The organism is Ramlibacter sp. AN1015 (genome assembly GCF_037726105.1).
In the GTDB taxonomy this organism is placed as follows: domain Bacteria; phylum Pseudomonadota; class Gammaproteobacteria; order Burkholderiales; family Burkholderiaceae_C; genus Ramlibacter.
Genome location: NZ_JBBJUM010000006.1, coordinates 126,868 through 153,232, shown reverse-complemented (window position 1 = coordinate 153,232; position 26,365 = coordinate 126,868). Strand labels below are relative to the sequence as shown.

The window sequence follows — 26,365 nt, the reverse complement described above, 5'->3', positions numbered from 1 at the left end:
CGCGGCGGGAGAAAGGCTTAGGTGCATCGGGGCGATTGCACGACACGCACTCGAGCTTGCGGAGCTGCGGCGCACCGCCGCTTTGCCCGGCCATCCGCCGCCGCGGTCCGACAAGGCCCTCGCGTCCGGGACGTGAAGAATGGCCTGCATCGAAGCCCGGCTTCGCTACTGAGAGGACCTATGCGCACGCTCCAATCTGCCTACGAAACGTCCCGTTTCACCTCGATCGCCGAACTCGCCCGCAGCGTCATCGATGCGCCGGCCGGCCCGCAGGGCGCACCCTGCGTGTACGCGACCATCGCCCGCGTCGAGGGTCGGCCCGCCCTGGTCGCCAAGACAGGCGATGCTTCCCAGACGACGCTGCTGCTGCTGCCCGACAGCGACCCGCAGCAGCTGCAGGCGGCGCTGGCCTACCTGGTAGAGCGGCTCACCGCCATCGGCATGGTCGTAGTGGGGGACGAATCGGAACTGGAGCAGGTGGACACCGTGCACTGAAGACCGCAGCCGTCGGCCCGCCCGAGGTGACCAGCGCCGATGCGCCGCGCGCGTCATTGGCGAGCGGCCCACGCCCACGCCCTCACGGCGTCGGCGCCGCCGCCTTGCGCCGGCGCCCGGCCGCTGCCGTCAAGGGCTCGCCCGCACCCACCTGCGCCGGGGGCGGCAGGGCCCCCGACGCGGCGGCACGCAGCAGCCGCTGAAAGCTCGGACACTGCGCATGGCTGGGCGCCGGGCAGGCCACCGCATGGCGCAGGCCCCGGCTCATCGCAGCCAGCCGCGCGATGCGCAGATCGATCTCGTCGGCCTTGGCCGCGAGCAGCTGGCGGTCGATGCGGGCGCCGCCCTCGGGCAGCAGCATCGAGCGGATCTCGTCGAGCGACAGCCCGGCCGATCGCCCCAGGGCGATCAGCGCCAGCCGCTCCAGAACGCCCGGACCGAAACGCCGGCGCAGCCCGTCGCGGCCGACCGAGGCGATCAGCCCCTTTTCCTCGTAGAAGCGCAGCGTCGATGCCGCCAGGCCGGAGCGTTTCGCCACTTCCGCGATGTCCATGAAAAAACCTCTTGACCTCAAGTTGACTTGAACTTCTATCGTGCAGGCACGTTGGCATGTCGTCAACGAGGAGCCCTGCATGACCCCTTCTCCTGAAGAACTCATCCGGGTCGCACTGATCGGCGTCGGTGCGACCGCCACCATGGACCTGTGGCTGCTGCTGCTGCGCCGCGCCGGCGTCCCGCAGCTCGACTTCGCGCTGATCGGCCGCTGGGCCGGGCACGCGGCGCGCGGTCGCTGGCGCCACGAGGCGATCGCGCGCGCCGAGCCGGTGCCGCGCGAGCGGGCGCTCGGCTGGCTGGTGCACTACGCCGTCGGCATCGGCTTCGCCGGCCTGCTGGTGGCGCTGCACGGCGCAGCCTGGCTGCGCGAGCCCCGGCTGCTGCCGGCCCTGTGCACCGGCGTGGCGACCGTGCTGGCGCCCTGGCTGCTCATGCAGCCGGCCATGGGCGCCGGAATCGCCGCCTCGCGCACGGCAGCGCCCATGCGCAACCGCCTGCGCAGCCTCGCCAACCACGCGGTGTTCGGCGTCGGGCTGTACCTGGCCGGCTGGTGCATCGCCGCGCTCGTGCCCTGAGCGCGCGCTCAACTCCGGCACCGGCCCGACCGCCTCGCCTTCGCTTCCTTCCCTTCTCTCCGCACTCCGTCTCTCCTTCTCTCACAGCACCTTCCTCCCCCTTCGAGAACTCCACCATGCAACGCATCGCCCTCATCTATCACAGCGCCCACGGACACACCGAACACATCGCCACGCAGGTGCTGCGGGGTGCCAGCGAGCTCGCCGGAATCCGCGCCGAGCTGCTGCGGGCCGAGGACCTCGCCTCGGCACCCGAGGCGCTCGTCGCCTACGACGGGCTGGTCTTCGGCTCGCCCACCTATCTCGGCGGCGTCTCGGGCACCTTCAAGACCTTCATGGACGCGACCGGCCGCATGTGGCGCCAGCAGCAGCTGCGCGGCAAGCTGGCGGCCGGCTTCACGGTGTCCTCGCTGCCGGCCGGCGACAAGCAGTCCACGCTGATGTCGATGTTCGTCTTCGCCATGCAGCACGGGATGCTCTGGATGGGCAACCCCATCCTGCCCGAGCAGCATGCCGGCGTGCCCTATGAACAGGCCGCCAACCGGCTGGGCTCCTGGTCCGGCCTGATGGCACAGGCCGGGCACGCGTCGCCCGCCGACGCGTTCGCGGCCGGAGACATCAAGACCGCGCGCATGTTCGGCGCCCATTTCGCGCGTGCACTCCAGCGCCTGGGCGCAAGCGATGTTTCGGCGCAGCCAGGCGTCGGGACCCGGAACCAGGCGGAGCAGGCGGAGGCTGCGTGAGAGTTCCTTCGCGCTTCGAGCCGCTGCTGTTCGGCTTCCTGTTGTCGGGCCTCATGTCCGGCGTGGTCTCGGCCGTGAGCACGCTGCGGGCCTTCGGGCCGGTGCCGGGCTGGGTCGGCGCATGGACCGGCGCCTGGGCTGCGTCCTGGCTGCTCGCCTTTCCGGTGGTGCTCGTGGCGGCGCCGATGGTGCGCCGCGCCACCGCGCGCCTGGTCGGGCGGACCGCCTAGGCGCACCCGGCCTGTGCCCTGCGCGGCCGGGCGGCGCCGCGCAGGCGCTTACATCGGCTTGCAGTGGCACCAGCTGGAGCGCAGCCGAAGGCATGCTGCCCCGCTCATGCACATTCAATCCCTGCGCGGCCTTGCCTGCCTGCTGCTCGTCCTCTTCCATGTAGTGGGTGATACGCCGGACGCCGGCCTGCGACTGCCGCTCGACCACCCCCTCCAGCTGTTCAACCAGGTGCTGAGCTATGTGCGCATGCCGCTGTTCGGCTGCATCGCCGGCTATGTCTACGCGCTGCGTCCCTGCGGCGCCGAGTGGCCGGTCTTCCTGCGCAGCAAGGCGCGTCGCCTGCTGCTGCCGCTGCTCACGGTGGGCAGTGTCTTCGCTGCACTGCAGGCGGTCACTCCCGGCGTCAACGAGAACTCGCAGGCGCCCTGGGAACTGCTGGTGCTGCCCAAGGCGCACTTCTGGTTCCTGCAGGCGCTGTTCCTGGTGTTCGCGGTCACGGTCGTGCTGGAGCGGCTCGGACTGCTGCGCACCGCCGCACGCGCCCTGCTGATGGCGGCGCTCGCCGCCATCGTGCTGATGGCGGCGAAGCCGCCCGCCTGGTTCTCGGCGGACGGTGCGCTGTACCTGCTGCCCTATTTCCTGCTCGGCGTCGCCGCGCGGCACAGTCCGCCGCTGCCGCGCTGGCTGCTGGCGGCGATGCTGCTCGCCCTGGCGGCGGGCACCGCGGCCGTGCTGGCCAGCGAGCAGGCGGTGTGGCCACGCAACTCGGCTGTCTCGATCGCCCTGGGCGCCGGGGCGACCTGGCTGCTGATCTTCCTGCCGTGGCGGCAGCGCGTGCTGGCCGCGCTCGGTGGCGCCTCGTACGCGATCTTCCTGTTCCACGTCTTCTTCACGGCCGCGAGCCGCATCGCGCTCGAGCGTCTGGGGGTGGAGGAAACTGCCGTGCTGGTCGCAGCCGGCATGCTGGCCGGCGTGGCCGGGCCGATGCTGGTGGAGCGCATCGTGTTGCGCTCAGCCACCGCGGGGACGCTGCTGCTGGGCAACGGCGCTGCGCGCCGCCGCGCGCCGCGCACACTAGAGTCGGCCGCATGACGCTGTTCCGTCCCCCCTCTCGATGAACCGCCTCCAGTCCGAACTGCTGCGGCTCTTTCTCCTGCCCGCCGGCGCCGCCCCGGTAGGCGCGGCCGCATCCGACGGCGAGGTCCGGGCGCTGGTGTTGTCGGTCGAAGGCGCGAGCGGCTGGCCGGCGCTGTCCCGCGTCTGGCAGGCCGTGCAGTCGGAGATGGATCTGCCGGCGCCTGCGATCGCCGTGTCGGGCGCTGGCTGCCAGCTGTGGTTCTCGCTCGCGCAGCCGGTGCCGCGGTCCGAGGCCGAGGACTTCCTGGAAGGCTTGCGCCGACGCCACCTGGCCGAGCTACCGGCCGAACGCGTGCGCAGGGTCCCGCCCGAAGCCTGGCCGCCGAAAGGCGTGCCGCCGTCACAGCTCGATGCCGGCCGCTGGTCGGCGTTCGTCGCGCCCGACCTGGCGCCGCTGTTCGCCGACGAGCCCTGGCTCGACCAGCCGCCCGGCGCCGACGCCCAGGCCGAGCTGCTCTCGCGCATCCGCTGCTGCGCCGCGGACGATTTCCAGCGCGCACTGCGGCAGCTGCAGGTTCCGCGTGCCGCCGACGCGGGGACGACCGGTTCCCACGCCGATGGAGAGCCACAGGTGAACCGCCAGTCCCGCCCTGCAGCCCCGTTCGACGACGCCCACGATCCCCGGGCATTTCTGCTGGCGGTGATGCGCGATCCGGCCACGCCGCTGCCTCTGCGCATCGATGCTGCAAAGGCCCTGCTGTCCACCACCGGACACGCGGCCTGAACCTGCACGGAAGCCGCGCGGGCGTTGGTATGTTGGCCCGCACCCCGCACCGAAGGAGCTGCACGCATGAGATTGCACCGACACCACCCACCGCCCCGCCGCAGCGCGGGCCCGCTGGCGCTGGGCTGCGCCGTCGCCCTGGCCGCCGCCCTGGCCGGCTGTGGCCGCGAAGAGGCGCCGCCGCCGCCGTCCACCATGGTCGGCTCGGGCGCCGGCAGTGGCGCGCCCACCGATGCGTCGATCACCCCGGCCCCAGCGGGCACGGGAGCGCCCGTCCCGGGCAACGTGGAAGCGGCGCGCGCTGCGCCGCCGGCCCAGCCCACCGCGGGCACCAGTGCCAACCCCGCGGGGAGTGCCCAGGCCGGCCAGAGCGTTTTCGCACGCGCCTGCGTGGCCTGCCACGGCGCGGGGGTCGCCGGCGCGCCGCGGCTGGGAGACAAGGCCGACTGGGCACCGCGGATCGCCCAGGGCATGGAGGTGCTGTACCGGCACTCCATCGAGGGCTACAAGGGCAGCAAGGGCGTGATGCCGCCCAAGGGCGGCGTCACCGCGCTGGCCGACGCAGACGTGCGCTCGGCCGTCGATTACATGGTGGCGCAGGCGCGTTGAGGCGCCTCGGCAAGGGACCGCGCGCACTGCGTCCGCGTCATGGCCGCTGCGCGGACCGGCTCCGCCGCCCCGCGACAAGCAGCCTCAACCCGGTTGCAGCCGCGCTTGCAGCTCGCGCGCCTTCTTGAGCGTCGCGCCCGCGCCCACCAGCACCGTGGCCGGCGGGCAGGCCAGCATGTCGCGGAACGCGTGGCGCAGCGCGTCGGCCTCCAGTGCCTGGACCGCGGCGATCTCCTGCCCGAGGCGGAAGTCGCCGCCGCCGGACCACAGCTGCTCGACGCTGCGCTGCAGGAGGCGCAGCGGCCGCTCGGCCGTGCGCACCAGCGAGACCAGCAGCTGGTTCTTGGCGCGGGCGAGGTCGGTCGCCCCCACCTCGGCGGCCTGCGCCGAAAGCAGTCGGGAGAGCTCCTCCACGAAGGCGGGCACCTTGTCGGGCGTGGTGGTGGCGTCCACCACCAAGGCTCCGTGCACGTCGCCGACGTCGGCGGTGGCCCCCACGGAATAGGCCAGGCCCATGCGTTCGCGCACGGCATCGACCAGCGGCGCGCTCATGCCGCCGCCGAACAGCGTCGCGGCCAGGTTGGCCAGGTGCGGATCGCGGCTGCGGCTGGCAACGGGCCAGGCGACGTTCACATAGGTCTGCGACACACCCGGCAGGCGCCGTGCATTGGCCCGCCCCACGTGCGGCGGCGCGTCGGGCGGGCGGCAGGCGTCTGCCCCGCCCGACGCGACGCCGGCGAAATGGCTCTCTGCCTGCTCGAAGAAACGCTGTGCATCGATCTGGCCGGCCGCGGCCACCACGATGCGCTCGGCAACATAGTGCCGCCGCACATGCGAGACCAGGTCATCGCGGCCGATGCCCGCGATGGTGGCGGGGGTGCCGATGATGGGACGGCCCATGGCGTGCGCGCCCCACAGCGCTTCGTCCAGCAGCATGAAGGCGAGCTGCTGCGGATCCTCGTCGTACTCGGTGCACTCCTGCAGGATGACGTCGCGCTCGCGCTCCAGTTCGTGTGCCGGAAAGGTGCTGGCGAGCACGATGTCCGCCAGCAGCTCCAGCATCTGCGGCGTGTGCTCGGCCAGTCCCTCCAGGTAGTAGCAGGTCGCGTCCTTGTCGGTGTAGGCGTTCATGTCCGCGCCCAGCGATTCGGCCGCGAGATTGATGGCCTGCACCGAGCGCCCCGCCGTTCCCTTGAACGCCATGTGCTCGAGGAAGTGGCTCACCCCCGCCTTCTCCGGTGTCTCGTCGCGCGAGCCGGCGCGGATGAAGACCGCCACGCTGGCGCTGGCCAGCTGCGGCATGGGCGCGGCCAGCAGCGTCAGTCCGTTGGGCAGGGTGCGGCGCAGGGGCGCGGCGCCGGCGTCGAGGGTGCCGGCGAAGGAGAGTGCAGTGGGGAGGTGCAAACCGGGGAGCGAAGTGAGGTGAATGCCCGATTTTCGGGCATCGCGCCGCGCCCCGGCGGTTGCAGGGCCAGTTGCGCGGCGCTCAGCGTCCGTCCAGCCGCGCCACGGCGTCCAGTGCCAGCAGCAGCGCCGCGGCATTCCAGCTCTGGCCGGGCATGCCGCCGCGCGCGAGCGACTTGCCGTGGAACCACTCGGTGAAACGCCATCCGTCCTCGTCGTTCATGGCGATAAGGCGCGCAAGCTCCTCGCGCGCCTGCTCGGCCAGCCCCAGCCGCGCCAGCGCCACCACCCAGAAGCCGCCGACGAAGGGCCAGATGCCGCCGTTGTGGTACTGGTGCGGCAGGTTCTGCTTGTGGCGGCCCATGTAGGCGCGCCAGAGCTTGTGGTCCTTTTCCAGCGGGCGCAGCACCACCCGCACGGGGTAGGGGTCGCTCGCGCTGGCGCTGCGGATCGCCTCGAGGATGCGCCGCCCGGTGGGTGCGTCCACCGCGCCGCTGAGCACCGCCAGGATGTTTCCGAAAACGTCGCCCTCCAGGCCGCACACCGACAGATTGACGAAGCTCAGCAGCAGGCCGTCGCTGCTCTGGCCGCGTCGTGCGTAGTGGCGCATCAGGCGCGCCCGGGAATAGCTGGGAAGCTGCGGACTGAAGGGATCGAACAGGTCGTTGAAGTGCTGTCGCGTCTCGGCTGTGCCGTCCAGATCGAAGCGCTGCTTCACCTCGACCCACAGGGCGTTCGTGTAGAGCACGAAGCCCGAGCGCGGCATGATGTCCGCCCAGTCGCTCGCCTCGTTCTGCTGCAACAGCCGGAAGTGCGGATGCTCCTGCGCGTACAGCCAGCCGATGGCCTTGGCGACCTGGGGCTCCCAGCGGGCGGCGTCCACGGCGCCGACGCCGCGCACGTGATCGACGGCGATCAGCCACCACAGCGTCGCGTCGATGCAGCCCACATACCAGAAGTCGGCGCCGCTGCCTTCGGGGTCTACGTACTTGGCGATCTGTCCGTTGTGCGCCTGCTTGGCGGCCAGCGCATCGAGGCTGGCGATGGCGCCCTGCTCCAGCAGCGGATCGCCGCTGCCGGCCATGGCCATGATGCAGATGGCGGCATCGCGCCCGAAGATGCGGGTGTAGCGGCGCGCCTCGGCCTCCTGGGTCCGGCTGGCCGCGAGGATGCCTTGCGGGGTGAGGTTGCGGCGCAGCAGCGCAATTGCGGCTTGCCGGGCGGCCAGGTGGCTGGTGGCGCGGGCTGGGGCAAGTACGGCGTTCATGGGGTGCCTCCACGGCAGACGAAACGGGGTGCCCGTGCGCCCGCTTTGCGGGCAGCCCGCACGGTTGCGGGGCGGCAGTGGCACCTACTGTTGAGCATCACCGGCAAGTCTGCACCATTTCGGACCCGGCAGACCTAGTGCTCATCCGTAATTGCGACATTCGGCGCCGGGCATCTGCGACTTATTTCATGCCGGCCCTTGCGCTGCGGCCGCCTCGATGCGATAGCGCAAAGTTACGGGGCGTGCCCGGGCTGCGACAGGCGCCCGGACGCCGCCCTGCCGTTCAGCCGGGGCGACCGTCTGCGCGAGGACGCGTGAGGGAAGGCGCGTAGCGCAGCACGTACAGCGCAAAAGCGCCGGACCACAGCACCGCCGCCACGCCGGCCGCCGCCAGGGTGAGCTGCGGCGCCACCAGCGGCACGCCCACCCGCGCCAGCGCAGCGGCGAAGACCAGCAGATAGCAGGCGACGTCTGCGCCATCGGCGCGCAGCGGCCGCCCGGTGTGTCCGCGCGCGGTGCGGGACATCATGCCGATGGTGAGGCCTCCGAGGGCGCCCACGGCCAGGGCGTGAACGGCGGCCGAGGGCGCAACCATGCCCAGCAGTCCCGCAGCGCGCAGCAGCAGGTGCACCGGAATCCAGGCATACGCCAGGTGCAGCACCCACACCAGCGGCACGGCGCGTGTGCGCCAGGGATGCCACAGCAGCCAGCGCGCAAGGTGGGCACCCGCCGCGAACACGGCGAGTGCCGCCAGCACCGAGGGCGGCGCCGCCAGCACCTGGGCGCCGAGCAGCGCCAGCAGGCTGCCCAGGGCGCAGCGCTCGACCAGCGGATGCCGCTGAGCGCCGGCGCCGGGCACACCGTTGTTGGTGAACATCGGAACCACGCGGCCGGCCATGACCGCCAGTACGAACAACACGATGTCCAGGGCCAGCTGCAGCCCGAACTGCGGCGGCAGCGCCCACACGCCTGCCTGCGCCAGGTGGAAGGCCAGTGCCGCCGCCGCCATGCCGACCAGCAGCAGCACGAAGAAGTAGTTGCGGCGGTTGCCTGCGGCGACCAGCGGGATGGCGATGGCCAGGGCCGCCGCCAGCGGGAAGGCGACGTTGGCGACCGCGGCGGCGCCGGCATACGGCGTGAGCACCAGCACCCGCGCGGCCAGCCACAGCCCGGCCAGACCCGCGAGCCAGGCGCCGCTCGCCGTGGGCTGCTCGGTCCAGTTGCGCACGGCGGTGAGCAGGAAGCCCACCACCACCGCCAGCGTGAAACCGAACAGCATTTCGTGGGCATGCCAGGCGGGGCTGGGCAGCACGGCCGCTGCGAGCAGCCCGGTGAACTGCGCGGCCCACAGCGCCACCGACAGCGCCGCGAACAGGCTGGCCAGCAGATAGAACGGCCGAAAACCCAGGCGCCAGAGAGCGAAGCCGGAGCCTGGTGCGGACGATGCTGCCGCGGCGCGTTGCGGTGCGGGGGCGGACCTCATGCGGTCGGCGTGTTGGTGGGGTGTCGGAGAGCGCGCCATCGATGCATTGGAGACCATGCGACGCGCGCGGGGTGCGAGCGCCGGGTGCCGCTCAGATGCGCGGCACGGGCAGGGGCACCCGGCTCATGTGCAGCGACAGCGCCAGCGCCGCCATGTGGTTGCCGTCGCGCCGCAGGATCTCGTCCGCGCGGGGCAGGAAGACTTCTTCCTCCCAGCGTGCGTGGGCGAAGTAGGCCTCGATCAGCGCCTCGAGTGCCTCGGCATCGAGCTCGGCGTCCTTGCCGGCGGCCAGCTTGCGCAGCTGCGGCCGCAGCTGCTGCCACTGCGCCTCGATGCTCGCGTGCTCGGCGGTGAGGCGCTCGACCCAGGCGCGCATCTGCGCCATCTCGGCGCCCGGCCGGGCACTGCGCAGCACGGCCGTGAAGAGCTGCTTCTCCTCTTCACGGTGGTGGCGCTCGACCTCGGTCGCGAACAGCGCAAGGGACTCTTCTGCGACGCGGCGCGCACGCGCTGCGGAGCGGGCCAGCTGGGGCAGCCAGGACAAGGCCTCGAGCTGCCCGGTGAACAGCGTGTGATCGGCCGCGAAGGTGACCAGCGGGTGCTCGAGATCGACGCCGGTCGATGTGGGGCCTGGTTTGCGTTGCATGGCGACTCTTCTCCTGTGCGCACTGTGGCGTGCCTGTTGGAGAGACTGTAGGCACGCCATGCCGTGGGCGGCTTGCGCTGCATCAAGCGTTGCATGCGTTGCATGCGTGCATGCGTGCGTGCGTGCGTTTCGTGCGGCACACCGCACCGCACCGCACCGCACCCGCGCCGCATCGAACTGCAGCAAGCCGCGCCGCGCGTGTCGAGCGGCCCGGGCGGAGGGGCCCGATGCGACGCCCCTGGTCGAAACGAGCCGATCCCGGCAGGCAGCCCGATCCGGCTCTTCCCCGGTCCGTCTCAGCGGGTGAGCACGGACAGGACGCCAGCCGGATGTTTGGTCAGCGCTACCGAGACGATCCAGCCGAAGGCAAGCAGCGCCGCAGCCCAGGCCGCCGCCCGCAGGCGCCGGGGCCGGCCCGGGCGCAGGGCCAGTGCCCCGAGTGCGATGTACGCCAGCAAGCCGACGATCTTGGCCAGCAGCCAGGGTGCGTCGAGCGGCGACAGCCGCAGGCTCCAGGCGAGCCACAGCGCCGACAGCAGCAGCACGGAATCGACCAGGTGCGGCAGCGTCCTGGCGGGGCGATCGCGCACCCATCCGGCGCCCTGCAGGCCGCCGAGGCCGCGCGCGAAGAAGCCTGCGAAGGAAATCGCCACCGCCGTCTGGTGCACGGTCTTGATGAGGAAGTAGTCCACTGCAGGTCCTTTGCTTGTTGCCAGCGCTGCGAGTATGCGGCGGGCGCTGCGGCCGCACGCGTAGCGCAGCAGGGCCGCTGCCGACGCCCCGCCCCGCCTCGCCCCGCCTCGCCCCGCCCCGCCTCGCCCCGCCTCGCCCCGCCTTGCCTTGCGCCACGCTGCGGCCGACGCTCGCGGCAGAATGTCCCCACGCCCGCCGGACCAGGCGGCCCCGCATTGACCTTCACGCCTACTCCCACGTTCGTGCCGCGCACCCCCCGCCAACTGCTGTGGCGCCTGCTGGCTGTCGTTTCGCTGGCCGTCGGGCTCGTCGGCGTGTTCCTGCCGGTGGTGCCGACGGTGCCCTTCGTGCTGGTGGCCGCCTGGGCCGCAGGGCGGGGCTGGCCACGGCTGGAGGCATGGCTGCTCGCGCACCCGCGCTTCGGGCCGCCGATCCGCAACTGGCGCGCCCATGGCGCCGTGTCGCGCGCGGCCAAGCGGATGGCGCTGGCGACGATGGCGGCCAGTGCGACCCTGCTGTGGTTCCTGCCGGTGCAGCCCTGGCTGCGTGGCGGCGTCTACGCCGTGTTCGTCGCGGTGGGCATCTGGCTGTGGCGGCGGCCCGAGCCGCAGGACACGCGGGGCGCCACCCGGCCGGACGAGTCGGCCAGCACCTAGAGCCCGAGTGCGGCGTCGCCTGGCGGCGGGCCGTACTTGTCACGCGGCGGCCATGGCCGCGTGCGCCAGTGCGGCTCGAAGGCAAAGGACGAGCGCGCCCGCCCGGCCGGCAGCGCGCCGTTGCCCGCGCCGAGCGCGTAGTCGTAATAGCTCTTGACGATCTCTTCGCGCGTGACCTGCTGCGCCGCAGGATGCGCGAGGCAGGACGTGCGCCACCGGCGCACGCGTTCGAAACGCGGCTCGGGCGGCAGATCGAAGTCCTCGTAGTACTCCAGGAACCAGAAGCGCATGAACATCGGGGTGAACACGGCTTCGCTCCAGCCGAAGTCGTCGAACAGGAAGGTGCCCGCCGGTGCGTGCTCGACCAGGAAGGCGTCGAGGCGCGCGAACTGCTCCAGCATGCGCTCGCGCAGGGCGCCGCGGCGGTCCGGGTCCTGGTTCATGACGAAGACGTATCCAGCCTGCACGAAGTCGCCCTCCAGGCGCGAGAGCATGCCCTCCACCGCGCGGCGATACGGATCGGCCGCAGCGACCGCCGGCCCGGGCAGCACCTCGTCGAGGTAGCGCATGAGCACCAGGCTTTCCTTGAGGACGCGGCCGTCCGGCAGCTCGAGCACCGGCAGCGCCGTGGTGCCGCGCGTCTTGGCCAGCAGCGCCGCATCGCGCGGGCGGGTGATGTCCACCACCTCGAAGCGCACCCGCTCCTGCGCGTCATTGCCCTTGAGGGCGAGCAGGATCTCGACGCGCTGGGAAAACGGGCACACCGGGATGTGGTGGACCACGAAAGAGGCGGCTTGGGACATGGGGGCTCCTGCGGCAGAAGGTGTCAGTGCGGTGCGTAGAACGTGTGCGCCGGGTTCGAGCTGACTCGCTGATTCGCCACCTGCGCTTGCGCATGGTGGCCGTGTTGCGTGTCGTGCGTGTCGTGCGTGTCGTGCGTGCTCTCATCGTACGGCGCCTTCGGCTCCGGACACGGTGGCTTCGCAGGCCTTCAGGCACGTGCGGCGCAGGTACCGCGCCGGGGTCGCCGTGATCGCATCAGCGCCGCTCCAGCAGTTCCTCGGTCCAGGCCAGGGCGCGCAGGTGCACAGCACTCACCTGCGCTGCGGACAGCGCCAGCGCCTCGCAGGCGCGGGCGAAGCCCTCAGGCTCGTCACGTTCGCAGGAGATCGCGAGGCTCAGCAGCGGCTGCAGCGGCCCGCGTCCCGCGCGAAGGACATCGAGCACGTCCTGCGGCAGCGGCAGGTCGCCCAGCGCCCGGGCGATCGGCAGCCCGGTCATGACGTCGAGCAGCGAGAACATGCCGGCGATGAAGGCGCTGTCGCAGTGCTGCGGCCCCAGCAGGTCCTCGGCCAGCAGTTCCATGACGCGGCCGCGCAGCACGGCCGTCGTGCCCACGGCCGGCGCCACCTCCCCCGCATCGGTGGCGATCAGCAGGCAGCACCAGCGCAGCAGCTTGCGCAGCCCCAGCAGCATCACGGCGTGACCGAAGGAGGTGACCTCGGTCTGCAGCCCGTTGCCACAGTGGTTGATCAGCCGCAGGAAACGCAGCGACAGCAGGGGGTCACGCCGCAGAACCGCCTCGATCTCGGCCAGTTCGGCTTCGCGCCGGACCAGGGCCACCAGTTCCAGCAGCACGGCGTGACAGGGCCGCATCGTGGCGCGTGGCGGCACCGGCGGCCGGGTGTACCAGCCGCCGCAGAACCAGAGCGCGCCGACCCGCTGCGCGAGGGCGCGCTGCACCTCGGTGTCGATGCCGGTCACCAGCAGCGGCAACCCGGGTCGCAGCGCCGGGTCCACCCCCGCCGCACCCGCAACGCTGGCGTGCGGCAGATGTAGCACCTGCAGGTCGATCTGCCCGCGCAAGGCGGGCTCCACAAGCACGGGCAGCGCCTCCTGCGCAAGCGCCACGCGAAAGCCCAGGCGCCGGCAGGCTGCCAGCACCGACGCGCATTGCGCCAGCGTGTCGGGGTCGCGCTCGGCCGGAAACTCGAACTGCAGCACGGTGCGCCGGGGGTCGAACTGATCGAGCCGGTCGTCCATGAGCGCGTCGAGCGATGCCGCAACCCACACCAGCGACGCGGCGCCGGTGGCGTCGTGCACGGCCTGCGCAGCCGCCATCAGCGGCTCGCCGATGCTGCCGTCCTGCAGCCGCACCATCCAGCCGAGCAGCGCCCCCTGGGCGTCGAGAAGCGCCTGCAGGGCCAGGCCGCCGACGGCTGCTTGCGCGGCTGCGCGGTCCGGCCGTTGCGGCACAGGGACGGGGACGGTGTCGGTACTCGGCATCGATTGCTTCAGTTTCTGGAACCTAGCGCGACCGTGCGAGCGCACAACAGAGGGCTTTCCCGGCCCTCGCAGCATGCGGGCGGCGGCACACCCACCCTTCAGCCTGGCGCCGCCGCGCCGATAAGGCCGGTATGTCGCATCCGCATCCGATGGTCTCCGCCTGGGCCGCCCGGCTGTGCGCCCGCCCGCTCCCGGTGCTCGGCGCCACCCGCGAGGCGCTTGCGGCACTGCGGCCGCGCTCCGACCGGCTCGATGCCAACGCGCTGGCCCAGCTGGTGCTGCAGGATCCGCTGATGGCCGTTCGGGTGCTCACGGAGGCGCAGCAGCGCTTCAGCGCCCGGCTGAGCCGGACGGTCGAGACGGTGACGGCGGCCCTGGTGCTGCTCGGGATCGATCCCTTCTTCGCGACGTTTTCCGGACTGGACACGGTGGAAGAACGACTGGCCTCGCAGCCGCAGGCGCTGGCCGGCTTTCGCGCGGCGCTGCCGCACGCCTGGCCGCCGCGGTCTTCGAGACCGCCGGCGAGATCATCGGGCTGCAGATGGGCCTGTCCTTCGCCGGGTTCTTCAACCCCCAGGGCGGCAGCCAGTCGGCGGTGAGCAGCTGGCTGAACGTGCTGGCCATGCTGCTGTTCGTATCGATCAACGCGCACCTCCTGCTGATCGAAGCGCTGGTGGCCACCTTCGAGTCGCTGCCGATCGCGGCCGACCTGCTGGCCGCGCTGTCGCGCCTGCGGCTGGAGCAGCTCGGCGCCGACGTGTTCCGGCTCGCGCTCACGCTGGCGCTTCCGGCCACGATGCTGATGCTGTTCGTGAACGTCGTCCTGGGCTTCGCCTCGCGCATGGCGCCGCAGATGTCGATCTTCGCGGTGGGCTTCCCGATCACGCTGCTGGCCGGCATGCTGGTGCTGCTGCTGGGAATCGACCACCTGCCCGGCGTGATGCACGAGGGCCTCGAACGCTTCATCGGCGCCGTGCGCTGAAGGCGCACGGAGGCGCGTTGGTCGGCTCGGGCGGGCCGGTGAGCAGCGCGTTCGCGCATGGGCTGCTGCCCAGGGGCTCGAAATCGCCTCGGTATACTGGCTCGTACCCGTGAGTGAACTAGAACAAAAAGCCCACTGATGACGGGCTCCAGGTGAAGGCACCATCGGGAATTGGCCGTGGTTCGGTATACGACGAGAGTACGGGCAGCGGTCGGCCTTCGTTCCCCACATCAACATCCTGAAGCTTCACGAGTGAGCGCCACCACCGCCTCCGCCGCACTGCCGCCGCTGGACCATGTGGTCATCACGGTGTCCGACCTTGCCCGTGCCACGGCCGACTACCGCGCGGCCGGTTTCACCGTCGCCCCCGGCGGTGTTCATCCGGGGCGACACACCCGCAACGCCTTGGTGCTGTTCCAGGACGGCAGCTACCTCGAACTGATCGCCTTCGACCAGCCCACCGAGGACCGCTGGCACCAGGTCCTTGCACGTCACGGCGAGGGGCTGGTCGATTACGCCCTGCTGCCAACCGATGTGGCCGCCCGGGTGCGCGAGGCGCGGGCACGCGGCCTCGCCGGCATTGGCGATCCGCAGCCCGGCGGGCGATTGCGTCAGGACGGAGTCGAGGTCGCGTGGCAGATCGTGCGCCAGGCGAGTCACGACCTGCCGTTCTATTGCGCCGACGTGACGCCCCGACACCTGCGGGTGCCCGAGGGTGACCTGCGCCAGCACGCCAACGGCGCGCTCGGTGTCGCGGAAATTCGCGTCGCCTGCAACGACCCGGCGCGTACCCTCGCGCGCTACCGCGCCTTCCTGGGCGACGAAGCCATCGCGGCGCCCGATCTCGTGCAGTTGCCCGGCACGCGCATTCGCTTGCTGCCTCGCAGCGCCGGCGCACGCGACGAAGGTCCCTGCGGGATCACGCTGGCGTTCGCACAAGCGCGCTCAGGCGTGCAAGTGCCACCGCAGCTGGCGCACAGGGTGGCGTTCGAAGCGTAGCCCGCAGCCCTGCTCGTTGCTCGACGTGGGTCTCGCCTGCTGCGTAGGGCCCAACGCCTGCGCACTATCCGGCACCGACGAGCGTTGCCGCCCCCCATGCCACGAGCAGGGCACCTGCGGCCTTGCTGGACCAGTGTCCTGCCGGGGCCAGCTTCTCGATCAGGACGAGGAGCGTCAGTCCGGTGATCCACAGCAGGTTCATGACCCCGCCGACGAACAGCAGCAACATGATCACCCAGCAGCACCCGAGGCAATACCCACCGTGCTCGAGCCCCATCCGGAAAGCGCCCATGCGCCCTTCCCGCCAGCGCGTCAACACGAACTCCAGGGGCGAGCGACACCGACGCAGGCACGACTGCTTGAGCGGCGTCCATTGATAGACGCCTGCCGCAATGAACACCACCCCCGCGAGTCGCTGGCTCGTTGTTCCATCAGCTTGCTCCTTTCGATGACCCCGTTGCGCGGCCACCAGGAGGGCAGTACCGGTGCAACCGTTGGAACGACTATGGACCCGGCATCGACCGAGTCAAGCTCAGCGCAACACGCAATTAACTGAACCGCGAACCGCCTTTACGGATCCCCGCGAGCGAGGACCGGCCCGATTGGGGACGCTGCGGAAACCCTCTGAAGGGCATGGGTCGGATTGCCCCAAACTCGTAGGGAGAGGATTGCAGGCGCCGGCTTGTGCGACACGTGCATATCCGCATCCGCTGTCCTCTCCCTTCGATGGACAGCCATCGCGCGCTGTTCGCCGGGGATCGACGTGCGCTGCGCGGCCGCTTACTCAGCGTCTGTCGAACCGCTTGCGCGTCTGCGCGGCGGCGACCATTAGCCGGAATGCGCCCGTCCGAGCAACACGCCGACGGCATCGGCAAGAGCCGTCTGCCGTATTGCAGCTACGATTGAACGTATTCGCAATGGCGCTTGCCCTGTGCGCCCGCGGCTAGGCACTTCCCGGATGGGCGCAACCCCTTTTCCGCCATGCACCGGTTGATGAAGACCAGCCGATCGCCACCGGCAAGTTCGGATCTACGCGGCAGCTTGTCGAGTTCCAGCTGGCACGCCTTGTATTCATAGCCACCCAGGGGACTGATGGGGTTGCAGCCGGCCAGGAACAAGACGAACAAAGAAAGAGTGATAGATCTGCTCATGTTCAAGCCCGACAGTCTACTGAGCTCGCCCGAAGCAGCGTGGCCAGGTTTCCAGCAGCGGCTGCGGCGCCGACCTGACGATTGAGGGTGTGGTAGCCAAGGGCTGGTCCTGCGTCTACTAACCGGGCGCGGCGAGGACTGGCTGAAGATCAAGCGGGAGGGTCTTTGCCGGTTTCGCGCCACATTGCAGGCGAAGTTGAAGAGGTTAAGGACGCACCTTCTTTCCCGAATGAGGGTCAATTCCCGTTACCTGCAGTTGATGCGCGTACACATGACTTGCAGCTTCGTACGCCGCCGCCCCGAAGATGTGCCGGTATCGCTCCATCGTGGCCGCAGCAAGAGCAGGTCGATCATTCAATGCGAAAGCAATTGCGCATCGCATCGTTAATGACGAATAAGGAAAGCGGTTACATGCACGCTCAAGGTTGGCCAACTCATCCTCCGGCATGTCAGGCCGGATCCTGGTTTTGGCTGCATCTATCATGCTGCGCATATGCGTATTCAACACGAGCGCCTTGTGCCCATCAACGGTCGATGGTCGCCCGATTCTTGCCGCAGCGAAGCGCACCTCCCTGTATTCAGACTCAATGACTTGGTACTCGAATGCAATTCCAGCCCCTAACCCTACCCACAGCACATACAGTGCTATAAAAGGGGTCCTTGGGATCGGCAGCGTCGTCCGCACATAATGCGCCTCAACAACTCCGACGGCGATGGCCGCCGGGATTAAGAAGTACGCATACGCAAACGGAAACTCCAAGAACGAGTGGACCGCAAAAGGAACAAGCGTGAGAAACGCAAACGCTGCTTCAGGCTCGCGCAGAGCGCGAACTCGCGTCCAGATCCAATAAATGCACGCAATCAGCAGAAGACTCGCCATTGGAATGCCGACCCATGCTGCTAGATCTAGTGCGATGTTGTGCGCATGTGTAGTGGTGATTCCGCCTGGCCCGCCTGCGCCGGCACCAGCCATGTGAGATACAGTGGTTTGATTCCAGCCGTAGCCAAGGAGAGGCCGCTGCAGAATTCCATCTATGATCTTGCGCCAAATTTCCCAACGCCCGTCGCTGGCAACCGCAAAGAGTTCGCGCGCCTGACCGAGCTGTAGCAACCCCGCCAACCTTGGAGCGGCAATCCATGCCAGCGACAGTGCGAGCAACCATGCAAGAACGCCGCCGACGTTGAGTGCAGTGATTACGCGGGGCCTAAGGAAAAACGAGAGGCCCACTAAACAATACGCGCTTAGCAAACCGGTGCGCGACTGCGATAAAGCCACGCCTGCAGTGACTATACCCAGGCTTGAGAGGAAGGCGAGGCGGCCAAGTAAGCCACGATGGTGCAGCCATACGATGGCGACGACCCCTGCGAGGCAGACCGTTGCCAAGTGATTGGGCTGAGCGAGATTCCCGCTGGCCCGGCTGCCCGCGCTCGCATCGACGATCCATCCTGACTCAAAAATCCCGAACCACTGCACTACTCCTATGGCGGACGAAGCCACTGCACCGACGGCCAAGAATGCCATGGCCGTGTTCAGTAAAGTGTTCCGATTGGGTTCGGATGCGATCGTCGTTCCCAAGTGAACTGCCATCGCCGCCCCCGCCAAATAGAACCAGGAAAGCAGTGCGTCGCCAGCGTACGGGTGAATGCCCGCACCCCATTGCAGCCATGGAAAAACAGAAAATGCAGCGATCAGCAGCGTAAGCGGATGCGGGCCGTCGCGCCCTCGTCCTGACAGGTGCATCCCGAGTAGCGCGATCGCGAGGCCCGCGAATGCGAGTGCCTCCGCACGAAATGCCAACCAGGGGGGAATGTGGTCCGGAACCAAGAAGGCAAGCGGGGCGCACAACAAGCCGCCGATGAACAGCAGAGAACCTGGGTAACGTGCAGAACGGCCCATGGCCAAGACTGATGACATGCTTGAACTCTCCATCGAGTCCTCTAAACGGACTCAACACTGCCAAATGCCGATATAGATCAAGGCAAGGTCCCAAGGTGAAGAGAGCGATGGAACTCGCCGGCTGTTCAGAGTACCCCCTCAAAACGCAACTGCGCCATTACGGCGCAGTCGCGTTGGTCAACTATCCGGCCGGGCCGGACACGAAGTAAGGAATGTCAGTTACGGAGAGGGCGACGTGAGGGCCGTGGTGGTCGCACTGCACGAGCCTGGCAGGTATTTGCGCACAGCGGCACTGTTAGAACCGCAGCTCCAAGCGTGCACGGTTCCTCCGATTGCAGCAGACGTCAACTTCACACCGTTCGTGTCGGTCGGGATTAGCTGAACTTTCTGGTCAAGCAGAGTGCTGTCGATTGCGCCGTTCAGTGTCAGCTCGATGCCACCGGCTGCGTCGGTGGAAATCCTCGTGATGTACTTGCCCGAGCCAGTCGAGGATTCGCAGCCCCAGGCGCCTGCCGTGAGCGAGCTTGCGCCCACAGCGCTTTGGAATTTCTCGGTCACCGTCGTCCGACACGTACTCAAAGCGAGCACAACCTCAGACATTTTTGCCTTTTTCGTGTAGTCCGAGTAGGCAGGCAGGGCCACGGCGGCCAGGATGCCGATGATCGCCACAACGATCATCAGTTCGATAAGGGTGAAACCCTTTTGCAGTTGACGCTTCATAGAAACCTCCAGTTGGTTAGCGTTTGGGGAGCAACCCAGTAGTTGCAACCTGTGTGCCAGCTTGTTTCCTGTGTGTTACTTCACGCAACAGGGTTCAAGGAGACATGATGGCTCAGCAATTACTGAGTCAGTGGCGCTTCTACCCCGTGCCACTCCATCCCGGCACTGCTCTTGCTGTGCCAACTGGGAGGCTGGTTGGGATCACACGCATGTGGCACACTTTGCGGATGGGCTTCTTGAGCTTTGAGACCGCTATCGCCGTGACGGGAAAGAGCAGGCGCACGCTCTGGCGCCGCCTTCAAGATGAGGTGCTGCAACGGTCAGACGCCCGGGGGCGAACGCTGATCGATAGCGACTGGGTACGGCGGAATTCGACGCTGCCGCTGGACGGGCAAGAGTGGGACTTGGTGGTCGCCGCCGATAGTGGCGACGCGGCGGCGCAATGTGAGGTCGGTACTCTCTGTCTCCAGGCTGGCCTGCACGACTCCGCAGTATTTTGGTTCAGGGAAGCTGCGGAGCACGGACTTCCAGACGCCTTGCACTGGCTTGCGCACTGCCACGTCACGGGCAAAGGGGTGCCTCAGAGCGATGATCTAGCGCTTTCGTTCCTAGCCAAGGCCGCTGCCGCGGGGCATACGATCGCGAGCGAGCAGATGTCGGGGATCAAGAGCCGCCTGCTCCGGTGATTCATCTTTGCACTTGGGGCGGCGAAGCGCATCGACTGCCACTCAGAATTCAGAACTCATGGAAGCGTGCGACGACGTTCCATGCCTGTGCCTAGGTGCGGTCGCTCACGAACACGACGCCAATGTCCCTAACGGGATTGGTGACGGTGAAATACAGCCTTGATTGAGACGCCGGATGGAAGAACGCGGCACCGGTGAAGCTCTGGCCCGGATGGCTGCACTGCGGCCCTTCGAAGGCAAGCGTCACGTCGAGCGCGTGGTCGTCCGCGCGAGCCGTGAGCTGGCCGGAGAGGCGGCACACGTTCGGATCTCCCTCACTGAGCAGCGCCCCATGGGCGTCGATGGTCAGCGTGCCCGATGCACCGAGCGACGACTGCGCTGCGTAGCGGCCCGCCACGGAGGGCAATGTGGGCGGCGCTTCCGAGTAGGCGACGAACCGAAGAAGCAGATCGCCCTCGGCACCAGCACTTGCGCCGATCGCCGGGGGGGCGGCATCTCCGGCGGAGGCATCTCCCACGGTTGGAGATGTCGCGGCGTGATCTGGCGCGATGTCAGAAGCGCTGACGGAGCCGATCAGGCTTTGCCCGGGCTCGATCGCGGCGTAGATTTCCACGCTGCGAGGTGCCCCGCTGAACGCAAAATCCCGCCCGTCTGGGGAGCGGAAGCCGCCGGCAGCAAGGCTTGCGCGTCCATGCATGAAGCCGGCCAGCGCCTGGGCGTCGCCAGGCGGCGAGTACAGCAGGTGGTAGCTGCCGTCGCTCAGCACGAAGCCGAAGGTCACCCTCTCACCCACCATGCCCAACCACGCCCCGGCCGGGCGCGAGCGCGTTTGCACGGCATCGGGCGCTTGGGTGGATGGAGCCGCGGAAGCCGCGAGCTCCCCATCTGCCAAGGAATGCGGCGGTCCGTCGCCGCCACCGCCGCAGCCAACCACCGTGAGCGCCGACAGCAATAGCGCTCCGCACATCCTGAACCGCATAGCCACCTCCCTGGATCCACAAGCCTCGAGGGCCTGTGTTCAGGGTGCGCGCTGCGGAGGTTACATGTCACACATCGGGGGTGACTTACGTGTGAAAAAGTATTGGATGGGCTGGTCGTTACGTGATCTGTTTCACGCATCGTCCCCTCACGATCTGCTTTGGCGTTACAGCGGGCGCGAGCAATCGTGTGTGGATGTTTGCTGAAGTACCACGCCAGCGGCCGCAACGCGCGCCACCGCGGCGCGGAAGCTCCCTACTTCGCCTGGTTCAGAACGAACCGCTGCCGGTGACGATCGGGGCTTCGCCGAACAGCGCGTTGCCAACATAAAGCTGGCCGCTCTCGGTCACGCGGATAGCGGCCGTGATGTCACGCGAAGCGAGGTTGGCAAGCACCAGGCGCGCGTTGCGCGATGCAGGCACGCCGTTGGCAGCCATCCCGCCGGCTTTGATCTCGATCTCGCAGGGATCGACGCGAATGGAGGCGCCCACCTGACCCAGCGGATGCGCAGGTTCGAACGTGCTGGTGGCAATGGTGAAGATGCACGAGCCGTAGCGCGTGGTGCCGGCGGCGCTCTTGCCGCCGGCGCTGACGGCGAACGAACTGCCGCTGGTGAAGGTCAGCTCGGTGGCGGTGCCGCTCGTGCCGAACGCGGCAACTCCGGAGGCGAAGCCGAAGGTCTCATTGGCAAACGCGGCAGTGGTGGTCTCGTTGGCGTTGGTTTTGATGTCATTGCCGACGACAGCGCTGCTGCCGCCTCCGCCGCCGCCACAGCCCGCCAGGGCCAGTGCAAGCAGTCCGCCAATGAGAGGGAGTTGGAACTTCACGAATCAGCCTTCTTGAATTTGGAACGTTTGGAGAATGCCATCGCAACTCTACCGTCAGTAACGCAAAGCTACGAGCCGCAGGGGCCAGGCTGTTGCTATGTGCACACAGGCGTGCCGGGTGGCCCAGCTTGGGACCACTGGCGCGGCGCGGCTGCTGTCATGGACCCACATGTGCTGCAAACCGGGTATGTAGCCCTCGACTTTCTTGCCTTGCCTTGACTTGCCTTGCTGAAGCGCAGGGGCGTCAGCCGCTGCTCAGCAGCCCGGATAATGGCTGGATCCTTTTTCGCCTCCCTGTCTAGATGCGCGCGCACCCGCCTGTCGTTGTTGCCAGTTTCTTGGCGGCGGCTCTCCAACCGTTTGCCATGCCCCACGCTCACAGCCGGGAGGTGGTGGGCCAGACTCTCACCCAGGCCGGCTTCACGGGTCTGGGGATTACGCCCAATGCCCACCTGCTCGGTTGGGGACGCGCAGCCTTGCAGTACGACAACCAGGTGCCCGGCGTGGTGCGCAACCCAGGCGGCCACAATTTCGTGCTCGGTTTCGGGCTGTTGCCCAATCTGGAGATTGCAGGCCGGCTGGCAGCCAACACGCTGCACACCAACTGCTTCGCGGCCGACTGCGGTGCGCGGGACCTCTCCGCTTCTGCGAAGGCAGCCATCGGCCTGGATGCGGCCGGTCGTTTCCGCATTGGCGGCGGCTTCACGGACGTAGGTGGCGAAGCGACGTTCTTCCGCACCTTGTACGGAGTGCTCACGTATGACGAGGGGCCTTTCCAGGCCAGCGCCGGGTTCGCGCAACGCAGCGGTGCGGGCGTGGCCGGCTCGCGCTCCCCCCTGAGCGGCGTCTTCGCGGCTGCGGCGTGGCAGCCGCTGCCCTGGGTACGCGGCCATCTCGAATATGCCGACGGCAATGCCTGGGCGGGCCTGCGCGTGTTCGCCCCCGATGGGTGGCTGCCCGAAGGATGGCGGCTGTCCGCCGGGGCGCAGCGCCGCCTGACCGACAGCGCCTTGACTGAGCGACAGTGGCTGTCGGCTTCGCTGTCGATCCCTCTCTACAAGGTGCCCTCGCTGCCCGCGCGCCCTGGCCGCGCACTGGCGCCGCTGCCTGTGCTGCAAGGCGAGCAACGGCCTCTGCCCGCCTACGAGGCGCGCGAGCCGGCACTCCCGGCTATCGCTGCGCCCGCTGCCGGCAGCGCTGCAGGCCCCACCGTGGCACCTCCCACGCAGACAGCGCCAGACGCAGGCGTCGTCCTTCCGGGCGAAAGCGCAGCGGCTCCGACGCACTCCGTGCCCCGGGCGGGCGGCGGCGCCGTGGCGCGCCCTGCGCCGTCCGGCCCTCCCCCACAGCCTGCCGAGCCCGCCACGCAAGCGCGGCTCGAGTCCCTGGCCGACGCCCTGGCCCGGCAAGGTCTGCAAGACATCTGGATCGGTCGCATGGCCGATGGGTCCCTCGCCATCCGTGCGGACAACGGCAGCTACCGCTGGAACAGCGTCGATGCCCTGGGCGCCGCGCTGGGCGCCATCGCGCGCGAGCTCGGCGACACGCGCCAGGCCTATCGGCTGGTGCTGAGCGAGCGCCAGATTCCCCTGGTCGCGGTCACCGGCCAGGCCGATTGCCTGCGCGAGTGGGTGGCCAGCGACGCGTCCACCTGTCCGGGCGGCGAACTCTCTACGCCGGGCAGCGCCGGGCCGCTGGCGGCGCTGCATGCCGGCGCCACCTGGGTCGTGCAGAACACGCAGCCCAGCACCCGCACGCTCAACGTGTCGCTCAGCCCCGTGCTGCGCACGCAGGTGGGCACCGAAGTCGGCGCCTTCGATGCGTCGCTCGGGGCCGCGCTCGGCCTGCAGTTGCCCGTGTGGCCCGGGGGCAGCGTGGAGCTACGGCAGCTGGTGCCGGTGGCCAACTCGCGCAACTACGAAGACGCCGGCGTGTTCGCCCCGCGCAGGGTGCGCAACCTCACCGAGCGTCTCACCTTCACGCAGACCGTGCGCCTGCCCCTCGAGCGCTGGGTCGCGCCCGGTGACGAGCTTGCGATACGCCGCTGGGGCCTGGCTGCGGTGACAGGCCAGCTCACCGTGGGCCGCATCGGCGGCTGGTACGACGGCGCATTGGCCGCACTGCGCTGGGAGCCGGGCGACGGCGTGCACCGCGTGTCGGCCCAGGCAGGCGCCTTCCGGCACGACGACCCCGGCAGCATCGAGCAGCCCGGGCCGCGCAACGCGCGCCCGCTGCTCGCCAGCTATCGCTATCACGTCGCGCCCACCCGCACCTATCTGGAAGCCACCGCCGGCCAGTTCTTCTTCAACGACCGTGGCGTGCAACTGGGCTTGCGCCAGTGGTTCACCGACGTGAACGTGCATGTGTTTTATCGGCGCTCGCAATTCTCCGGAGAGCCCACGCGGCAGTTCGCGGGCGTCGAGATCAGCCTGCCCCTCGGACCGCGGCGCGACTGGTCCGCGCTGCCGCACCTGCGCGTCGGCGGCACGTCGCGCTTTTCCACCGGCCTGGAAACGGTGGTGCGCGGCGGCGCGAACCCGACTGTTTTTGGCTACGGCGTGCTGCCGCCCGCGCCTAGTCTCGATGCCACCTTCAACAGCGACCGCTCGGCGCTGGTGCATTTCGAAGACAGCGCGCGCCGTATTCGCGATGCGGCGCGCGCAACGTCTGAGCGTCCTGGCACCGGTGCTTCTTCCGACAAGCCATACACCTTGCCCTGAATCCCGGCGTGGGCCTCTGCACGAACGAGGCGCCAGGCGGGGCCAGCTACGACGCGCGGGTGCCAGACGTCAGGCGCCACGTTATCTGGAACTTTCCCGCTACAAGCTTCTGCGAGAGTTCGGAAATGTTCCACACGGTGCCGAAACTGCGTCGCACGTTTGCTGCGGTCAAGCGCAACCATCCGTTCCGGTTCGCAAGTAGGACGGCGCCTTAGTGGAGAATGCGCGGTTTCCAACAAGTTATGCAAATGAGAGCGATCGAGACACAGCCCACCCGAGCGCCGAATAAGACAGCGGGCAGCATCGCAGGCCTGGTGGCAACCATACTATTAATGCTGCTGCTGCAAGGCTGCGCCGTCGTCACCGCCCCGGGGTTCGACTACGCAGACCCCACCCTGCGCACCAGCGTCACGCTGGGCCAGTATGTGCCGGCCGACCCCGCCAACCCGCCCCAGGGCATGGTCACCCCCATCACGCCGCAGCTCGTGCAGGCCCAGGCGGCCGCGCGCAGGCAGACCGTGTCGCCCGAGGTCACGCGCCTCTTCGGCACGGCCCATCCCTACACAATCGGCACCAGCGACATCATCAGCATCGTGGTGTATGACCACCCCGAGCTGCTGCCCAACGCCGGCACAGTGATCAGCCAGCAGGCCGACCCCACCGGCATCAGCAGCGCGCCCGGCTTCATCGTGGGCGCCGACGGCCAGGTGTCTTTCCCGCTTGTGGGCCGCGTGCAGGTGGCGGGCCTCACGGAAATAGAGGCCTCCGAGCTGCTGCGCCAGCGGCTCTCGCGCTTCATCAAGGACCCGCAGGTGGTGGTGCGCATCAGCAGCTTTCGCAGCCGGCGCGCCTATGTCGATGGCGCCGTGCGCACGCCGGGAACGCAGATCTTCACCGACGTGCCCATGACGCTGCCCGAGGCCATCAACCGCGCGGGCGGCATCACCGCCGAGGGCGACCGATCGGCCGTCATCCTCACCCGCGGCAACGAGACCACGCGCATCGACCTCACCCACCTGCAAGACCTGGGCGTCAACCCCAACCAGATCCTGCTGCAGCCGGGCGACCTGGTCACCGTTCGCAACCGCGACGAGAGCAAGGTGTTCGTGATGGGCGAGATCCTGCTCCCCTCGGCACTGCCCATGCGCGACGGCCGCCTGAGCCTGAACGAAGCCCTGGGCGAAGCCGGCGGCCCGAACCTGGCCACCGCCAACACCCGGCAGATCTACGTGATCCGCAACACGCCGCAGGGCACGCCCGCCATCTACCACCTGAACGCCGGCGCGCCCGTGGCCCTGGCGCTGGCGGAGACCTTTCCGCTCAAGCCGCGCGACGTGGTCTACATCGACGCCGTGCCGCTGGTGAACTGGAACCGCATCGTGTCGCTGATCGTGCCGTCTGCCTTGGCAGTGGGCGCGGGACGCAATGCGCTCGGGAACTGAGCCCGGCAGTGCACGCAATGTCCGGTATGAAGTCCATCCTGGTCGTGTGCGAAGGCAATATTTGCCGAAGCCCCATGGGGCAGGCCCTGCTGGCGCAGGCGCTTCCTGTGGCGCACGTGCAGTCGGCCGGGCTGGGTGCGCTGGTCGGATATCCGGCGGACAGCACGGCCATGCAGCTCATGGCGGCACGCGGCCTTGACATTAGCGCCCACCGTGCGCAGCAGATCACGCGCGCTCTGTGCCTGCAGTCCGACCTGGTGCTGGTGATGGACACCGACCAGCGCCAGCGCGTCGAGGCGCTCTACCCCCAGGTGCGCGGCCGCGTGTTCCGTCTGGCCGAGCCCCTGAAACAAGACATTCCCGACCCTTTTCGCCAGAGTGAACTAGCTTTCCGAGAGGCACTGGCGCTGATTGACGCAGGCACCACCGGGTGGCTGCGGCGCATCGTTAGATTGTGAG

General features: G+C 68.9%; 29 protein-coding genes. 15 read left to right on the top strand and 14 right to left on the bottom strand.

The genetic code is table 11. The features are described from left to right. Window positions 1–180 precede the first annotated feature (180 nt). Window positions 181–495, top strand: a complete 315-nt coding sequence (locus WG922_RS11715; RefSeq protein WP_340282799.1) for a hypothetical protein — start codon at window positions 181–183, stop codon at window positions 493–495. 82 nt (window positions 496–577) lie between these two features. Here WG922_RS11715 and WG922_RS11710 read toward each other — a convergent pair whose 3' ends face one another. Then, complete coding sequence (locus tag WG922_RS11710; RefSeq protein ID WP_340282798.1) at window positions 578–1,048, bottom strand: helix-turn-helix domain-containing protein; 471 nt, start codon at window positions 1,046–1,048, stop codon at window positions 578–580. Window positions 1,049–1,127: 79 nt separating this feature from the next. Here WG922_RS11710 and WG922_RS11705 point away from each other — a divergent pair, with 79 nt between their 5' ends. From WG922_RS11705 to WG922_RS11680, 6 genes are all read left to right on the top strand, one after another. Then, window positions 1,128–1,625, top strand: a complete 498-nt coding sequence (locus tag WG922_RS11705) for a DUF2938 domain-containing protein (RefSeq protein ID WP_340282797.1) — start codon at window positions 1,128–1,130, stop codon at window positions 1,623–1,625. Between the two features lie 116 nt (window positions 1,626–1,741). Continuing rightward, a complete protein-coding gene (locus tag WG922_RS11700; RefSeq protein ID WP_340282796.1) occupies window positions 1,742–2,368 on the top strand; it encodes a flavodoxin family protein in 627 nt (208 codons plus the stop codon). Continuing rightward, window positions 2,365–2,598: a DUF2798 domain-containing protein gene (locus tag WG922_RS11695; RefSeq protein ID WP_340282795.1), complete on the top strand. Its 234-nt coding sequence runs from the start codon at window positions 2,365–2,367 to the stop codon at window positions 2,596–2,598. Before WG922_RS11700 ends, WG922_RS11695 begins: the two co-directional genes overlap by 4 nt. A 106-nt stretch (window positions 2,599–2,704) precedes the next feature. Beyond that, window positions 2,705–3,691, top strand: coding sequence for an acyltransferase family protein (locus tag WG922_RS11690; protein ID WP_340282794.1), 987 nt, complete (start codon window positions 2,705–2,707; stop codon window positions 3,689–3,691). A gap of 22 nt (window positions 3,692–3,713) precedes the next feature. Then, window positions 3,714–4,460, top strand: coding sequence for a hypothetical protein (locus WG922_RS11685; RefSeq protein ID WP_340282793.1), 747 nt, complete (start codon window positions 3,714–3,716; stop codon window positions 4,458–4,460). A gap of 66 nt (window positions 4,461–4,526) precedes the next feature. Next, window positions 4,527–5,069: a c-type cytochrome gene (locus WG922_RS11680; RefSeq protein WP_340282792.1), complete on the top strand. Its 543-nt coding sequence runs from the start codon at window positions 4,527–4,529 to the stop codon at window positions 5,067–5,069. Between the two features lie 84 nt (window positions 5,070–5,153). Here the strand turns inward: WG922_RS11680 and WG922_RS11675 are convergent, their stop codons facing one another. From WG922_RS11675 to WG922_RS11655, 5 genes are all read right to left on the bottom strand, one after another. Further along, window positions 5,154–6,473 (bottom strand): M16 family metallopeptidase, encoded by a 1,320-nt coding sequence (locus WG922_RS11675; protein WP_340282790.1) that lies wholly within the window; start codon window positions 6,471–6,473, stop codon window positions 5,154–5,156. Between the two features lie 82 nt (window positions 6,474–6,555). Beyond that, complete coding sequence (locus WG922_RS11670; protein WP_340282789.1) at window positions 6,556–7,740, bottom strand: glycoside hydrolase 100 family protein; 1,185 nt, start codon at window positions 7,738–7,740, stop codon at window positions 6,556–6,558. 283 nt (window positions 7,741–8,023) lie between these two features. Then, complete coding sequence (locus WG922_RS11665) at window positions 8,024–9,223, bottom strand: NnrS family protein (protein WP_340282788.1); 1,200 nt, start codon at window positions 9,221–9,223, stop codon at window positions 8,024–8,026. A 91-nt stretch (window positions 9,224–9,314) separates the two neighbouring features. Continuing rightward, on the bottom strand, window positions 9,315–9,869 hold the full coding sequence (locus WG922_RS11660; RefSeq protein ID WP_340282787.1) for a hemerythrin domain-containing protein: 555 nt from the start codon (window positions 9,867–9,869) through the stop codon (window positions 9,315–9,317). 296 nt (window positions 9,870–10,165) lie between these two features. Beyond that, window positions 10,166–10,561: a SirB2 family protein gene (locus WG922_RS11655; RefSeq protein ID WP_340282786.1), complete on the bottom strand. Its 396-nt coding sequence runs from the start codon at window positions 10,559–10,561 to the stop codon at window positions 10,166–10,168. A gap of 243 nt (window positions 10,562–10,804) precedes the next feature. On the opposite strand from WG922_RS11655, the gene WG922_RS11650 reads away from it, so the two are divergent. Continuing rightward, the gene (locus WG922_RS11650; protein WP_340282785.1) at window positions 10,805–11,218 is read left to right on the top strand and encodes a YbaN family protein; all 414 of its coding nucleotides are present in this window, start codon (window positions 10,805–10,807) and stop codon (window positions 11,216–11,218) included. On the opposite strand, the gene WG922_RS11645 is transcribed toward WG922_RS11650, so the two are convergent. Further along, entirely contained in the window at window positions 11,215–12,021 is an 807-nt protein-coding gene (locus WG922_RS11645; RefSeq protein WP_340282784.1) for a glutathione S-transferase family protein, read from the bottom strand. The two genes, WG922_RS11650 and WG922_RS11645, sit on opposite strands and share 4 nt — an antisense overlap. Before the next feature lie 235 nt (window positions 12,022–12,256). Beyond that, the gene (locus WG922_RS11640; protein WP_340282783.1) at window positions 12,257–13,504 is read right to left on the bottom strand and encodes an EAL and HDOD domain-containing protein; all 1,248 of its coding nucleotides are present in this window, start codon (window positions 13,502–13,504) and stop codon (window positions 12,257–12,259) included. 131 nt (window positions 13,505–13,635) lie between these two features. Between WG922_RS11640 and WG922_RS11635 the strand changes: the two genes are divergently transcribed. From WG922_RS11635 to WG922_RS11625, 3 genes are all read left to right on the top strand, one after another. After that, window positions 13,636–14,103, top strand: a complete 468-nt coding sequence (locus tag WG922_RS11635; RefSeq protein WP_340282948.1) for a hypothetical protein — start codon at window positions 13,636–13,638, stop codon at window positions 14,101–14,103. Beyond that, window positions 13,998–14,486, top strand: coding sequence for a flagellar biosynthetic protein FliR (locus WG922_RS11630; protein ID WP_340282942.1), 489 nt, complete (start codon window positions 13,998–14,000; stop codon window positions 14,484–14,486). Before WG922_RS11635 ends, WG922_RS11630 begins: the two co-directional genes overlap by 106 nt. A gap of 252 nt (window positions 14,487–14,738) precedes the next feature. After that, window positions 14,739–15,485, top strand: a complete 747-nt coding sequence (locus tag WG922_RS11625) for a VOC family protein (protein ID WP_340282781.1) — start codon at window positions 14,739–14,741, stop codon at window positions 15,483–15,485. A gap of 64 nt (window positions 15,486–15,549) precedes the next feature. On the opposite strand, the gene WG922_RS11620 is transcribed toward WG922_RS11625, so the two are convergent. The 4 genes from WG922_RS11620 to WG922_RS11605 form a co-directional block, all read right to left on the bottom strand. Then, a complete protein-coding gene (locus tag WG922_RS11620) occupies window positions 15,550–15,954 on the bottom strand; it encodes a DUF2182 domain-containing protein (RefSeq protein ID WP_340282780.1) in 405 nt (134 codons plus the stop codon). Between the two features lie 427 nt (window positions 15,955–16,381). Beyond that, window positions 16,382–16,636 carry a hypothetical protein gene (locus WG922_RS11615; protein ID WP_340282779.1) on the bottom strand — a complete coding sequence of 85 codons (255 nt, stop codon included), beginning with the start codon at window positions 16,634–16,636 and terminating at the stop codon, window positions 16,382–16,384. A gap of 205 nt (window positions 16,637–16,841) precedes the next feature. Continuing rightward, window positions 16,842–18,551, bottom strand: coding sequence for a PglL family O-oligosaccharyltransferase (locus WG922_RS11610; RefSeq protein ID WP_340282778.1), 1,710 nt, complete (start codon window positions 18,549–18,551; stop codon window positions 16,842–16,844). Between the two features lie 201 nt (window positions 18,552–18,752). Continuing rightward, entirely contained in the window at window positions 18,753–19,253 is a 501-nt protein-coding gene (locus WG922_RS11605; RefSeq protein WP_340282777.1) for a pilin, read from the bottom strand. A gap of 209 nt (window positions 19,254–19,462) precedes the next feature. On the opposite strand from WG922_RS11605, the gene WG922_RS11600 reads away from it, so the two are divergent. Then, window positions 19,463–19,939, top strand: coding sequence for a tetratricopeptide repeat protein (locus WG922_RS11600; protein WP_340282776.1), 477 nt, complete (start codon window positions 19,463–19,465; stop codon window positions 19,937–19,939). 91 nt (window positions 19,940–20,030) lie between these two features. On the opposite strand, the gene WG922_RS11595 is transcribed toward WG922_RS11600, so the two are convergent. Then, window positions 20,031–20,891 carry a hypothetical protein gene (locus tag WG922_RS11595; RefSeq protein ID WP_340282774.1) on the bottom strand — a complete coding sequence of 287 codons (861 nt, stop codon included), beginning with the start codon at window positions 20,889–20,891 and terminating at the stop codon, window positions 20,031–20,033. Window positions 20,892–21,186: 295 nt separating this feature from the next. Next, window positions 21,187–21,744 (bottom strand): hypothetical protein, encoded by a 558-nt coding sequence (locus WG922_RS11590; RefSeq protein ID WP_340282773.1) that lies wholly within the window; start codon window positions 21,742–21,744, stop codon window positions 21,187–21,189. Between the two features lie 365 nt (window positions 21,745–22,109). Between WG922_RS11590 and WG922_RS11585 the strand changes: the two genes are divergently transcribed. From WG922_RS11585 to WG922_RS11575, 3 genes are all read left to right on the top strand, one after another. Further along, window positions 22,110–24,464 carry a YjbH domain-containing protein gene (locus WG922_RS11585; RefSeq protein WP_340282772.1) on the top strand — a complete coding sequence of 785 codons (2,355 nt, stop codon included), beginning with the start codon at window positions 22,110–22,112 and terminating at the stop codon, window positions 24,462–24,464. Window positions 24,465–24,796: 332 nt separating this feature from the next. After that, window positions 24,797–25,906 carry a polysaccharide biosynthesis/export family protein gene (locus tag WG922_RS11580; RefSeq protein ID WP_340282771.1) on the top strand — a complete coding sequence of 370 codons (1,110 nt, stop codon included), beginning with the start codon at window positions 24,797–24,799 and terminating at the stop codon, window positions 25,904–25,906. A gap of 26 nt (window positions 25,907–25,932) precedes the next feature. Further along, entirely contained in the window at window positions 25,933–26,364 is a 432-nt protein-coding gene (locus WG922_RS11575; protein WP_340282770.1) for a low molecular weight protein-tyrosine-phosphatase, read from the top strand. The last annotated feature ends 1 nt before the right edge of the window (window position 26,365 follow it).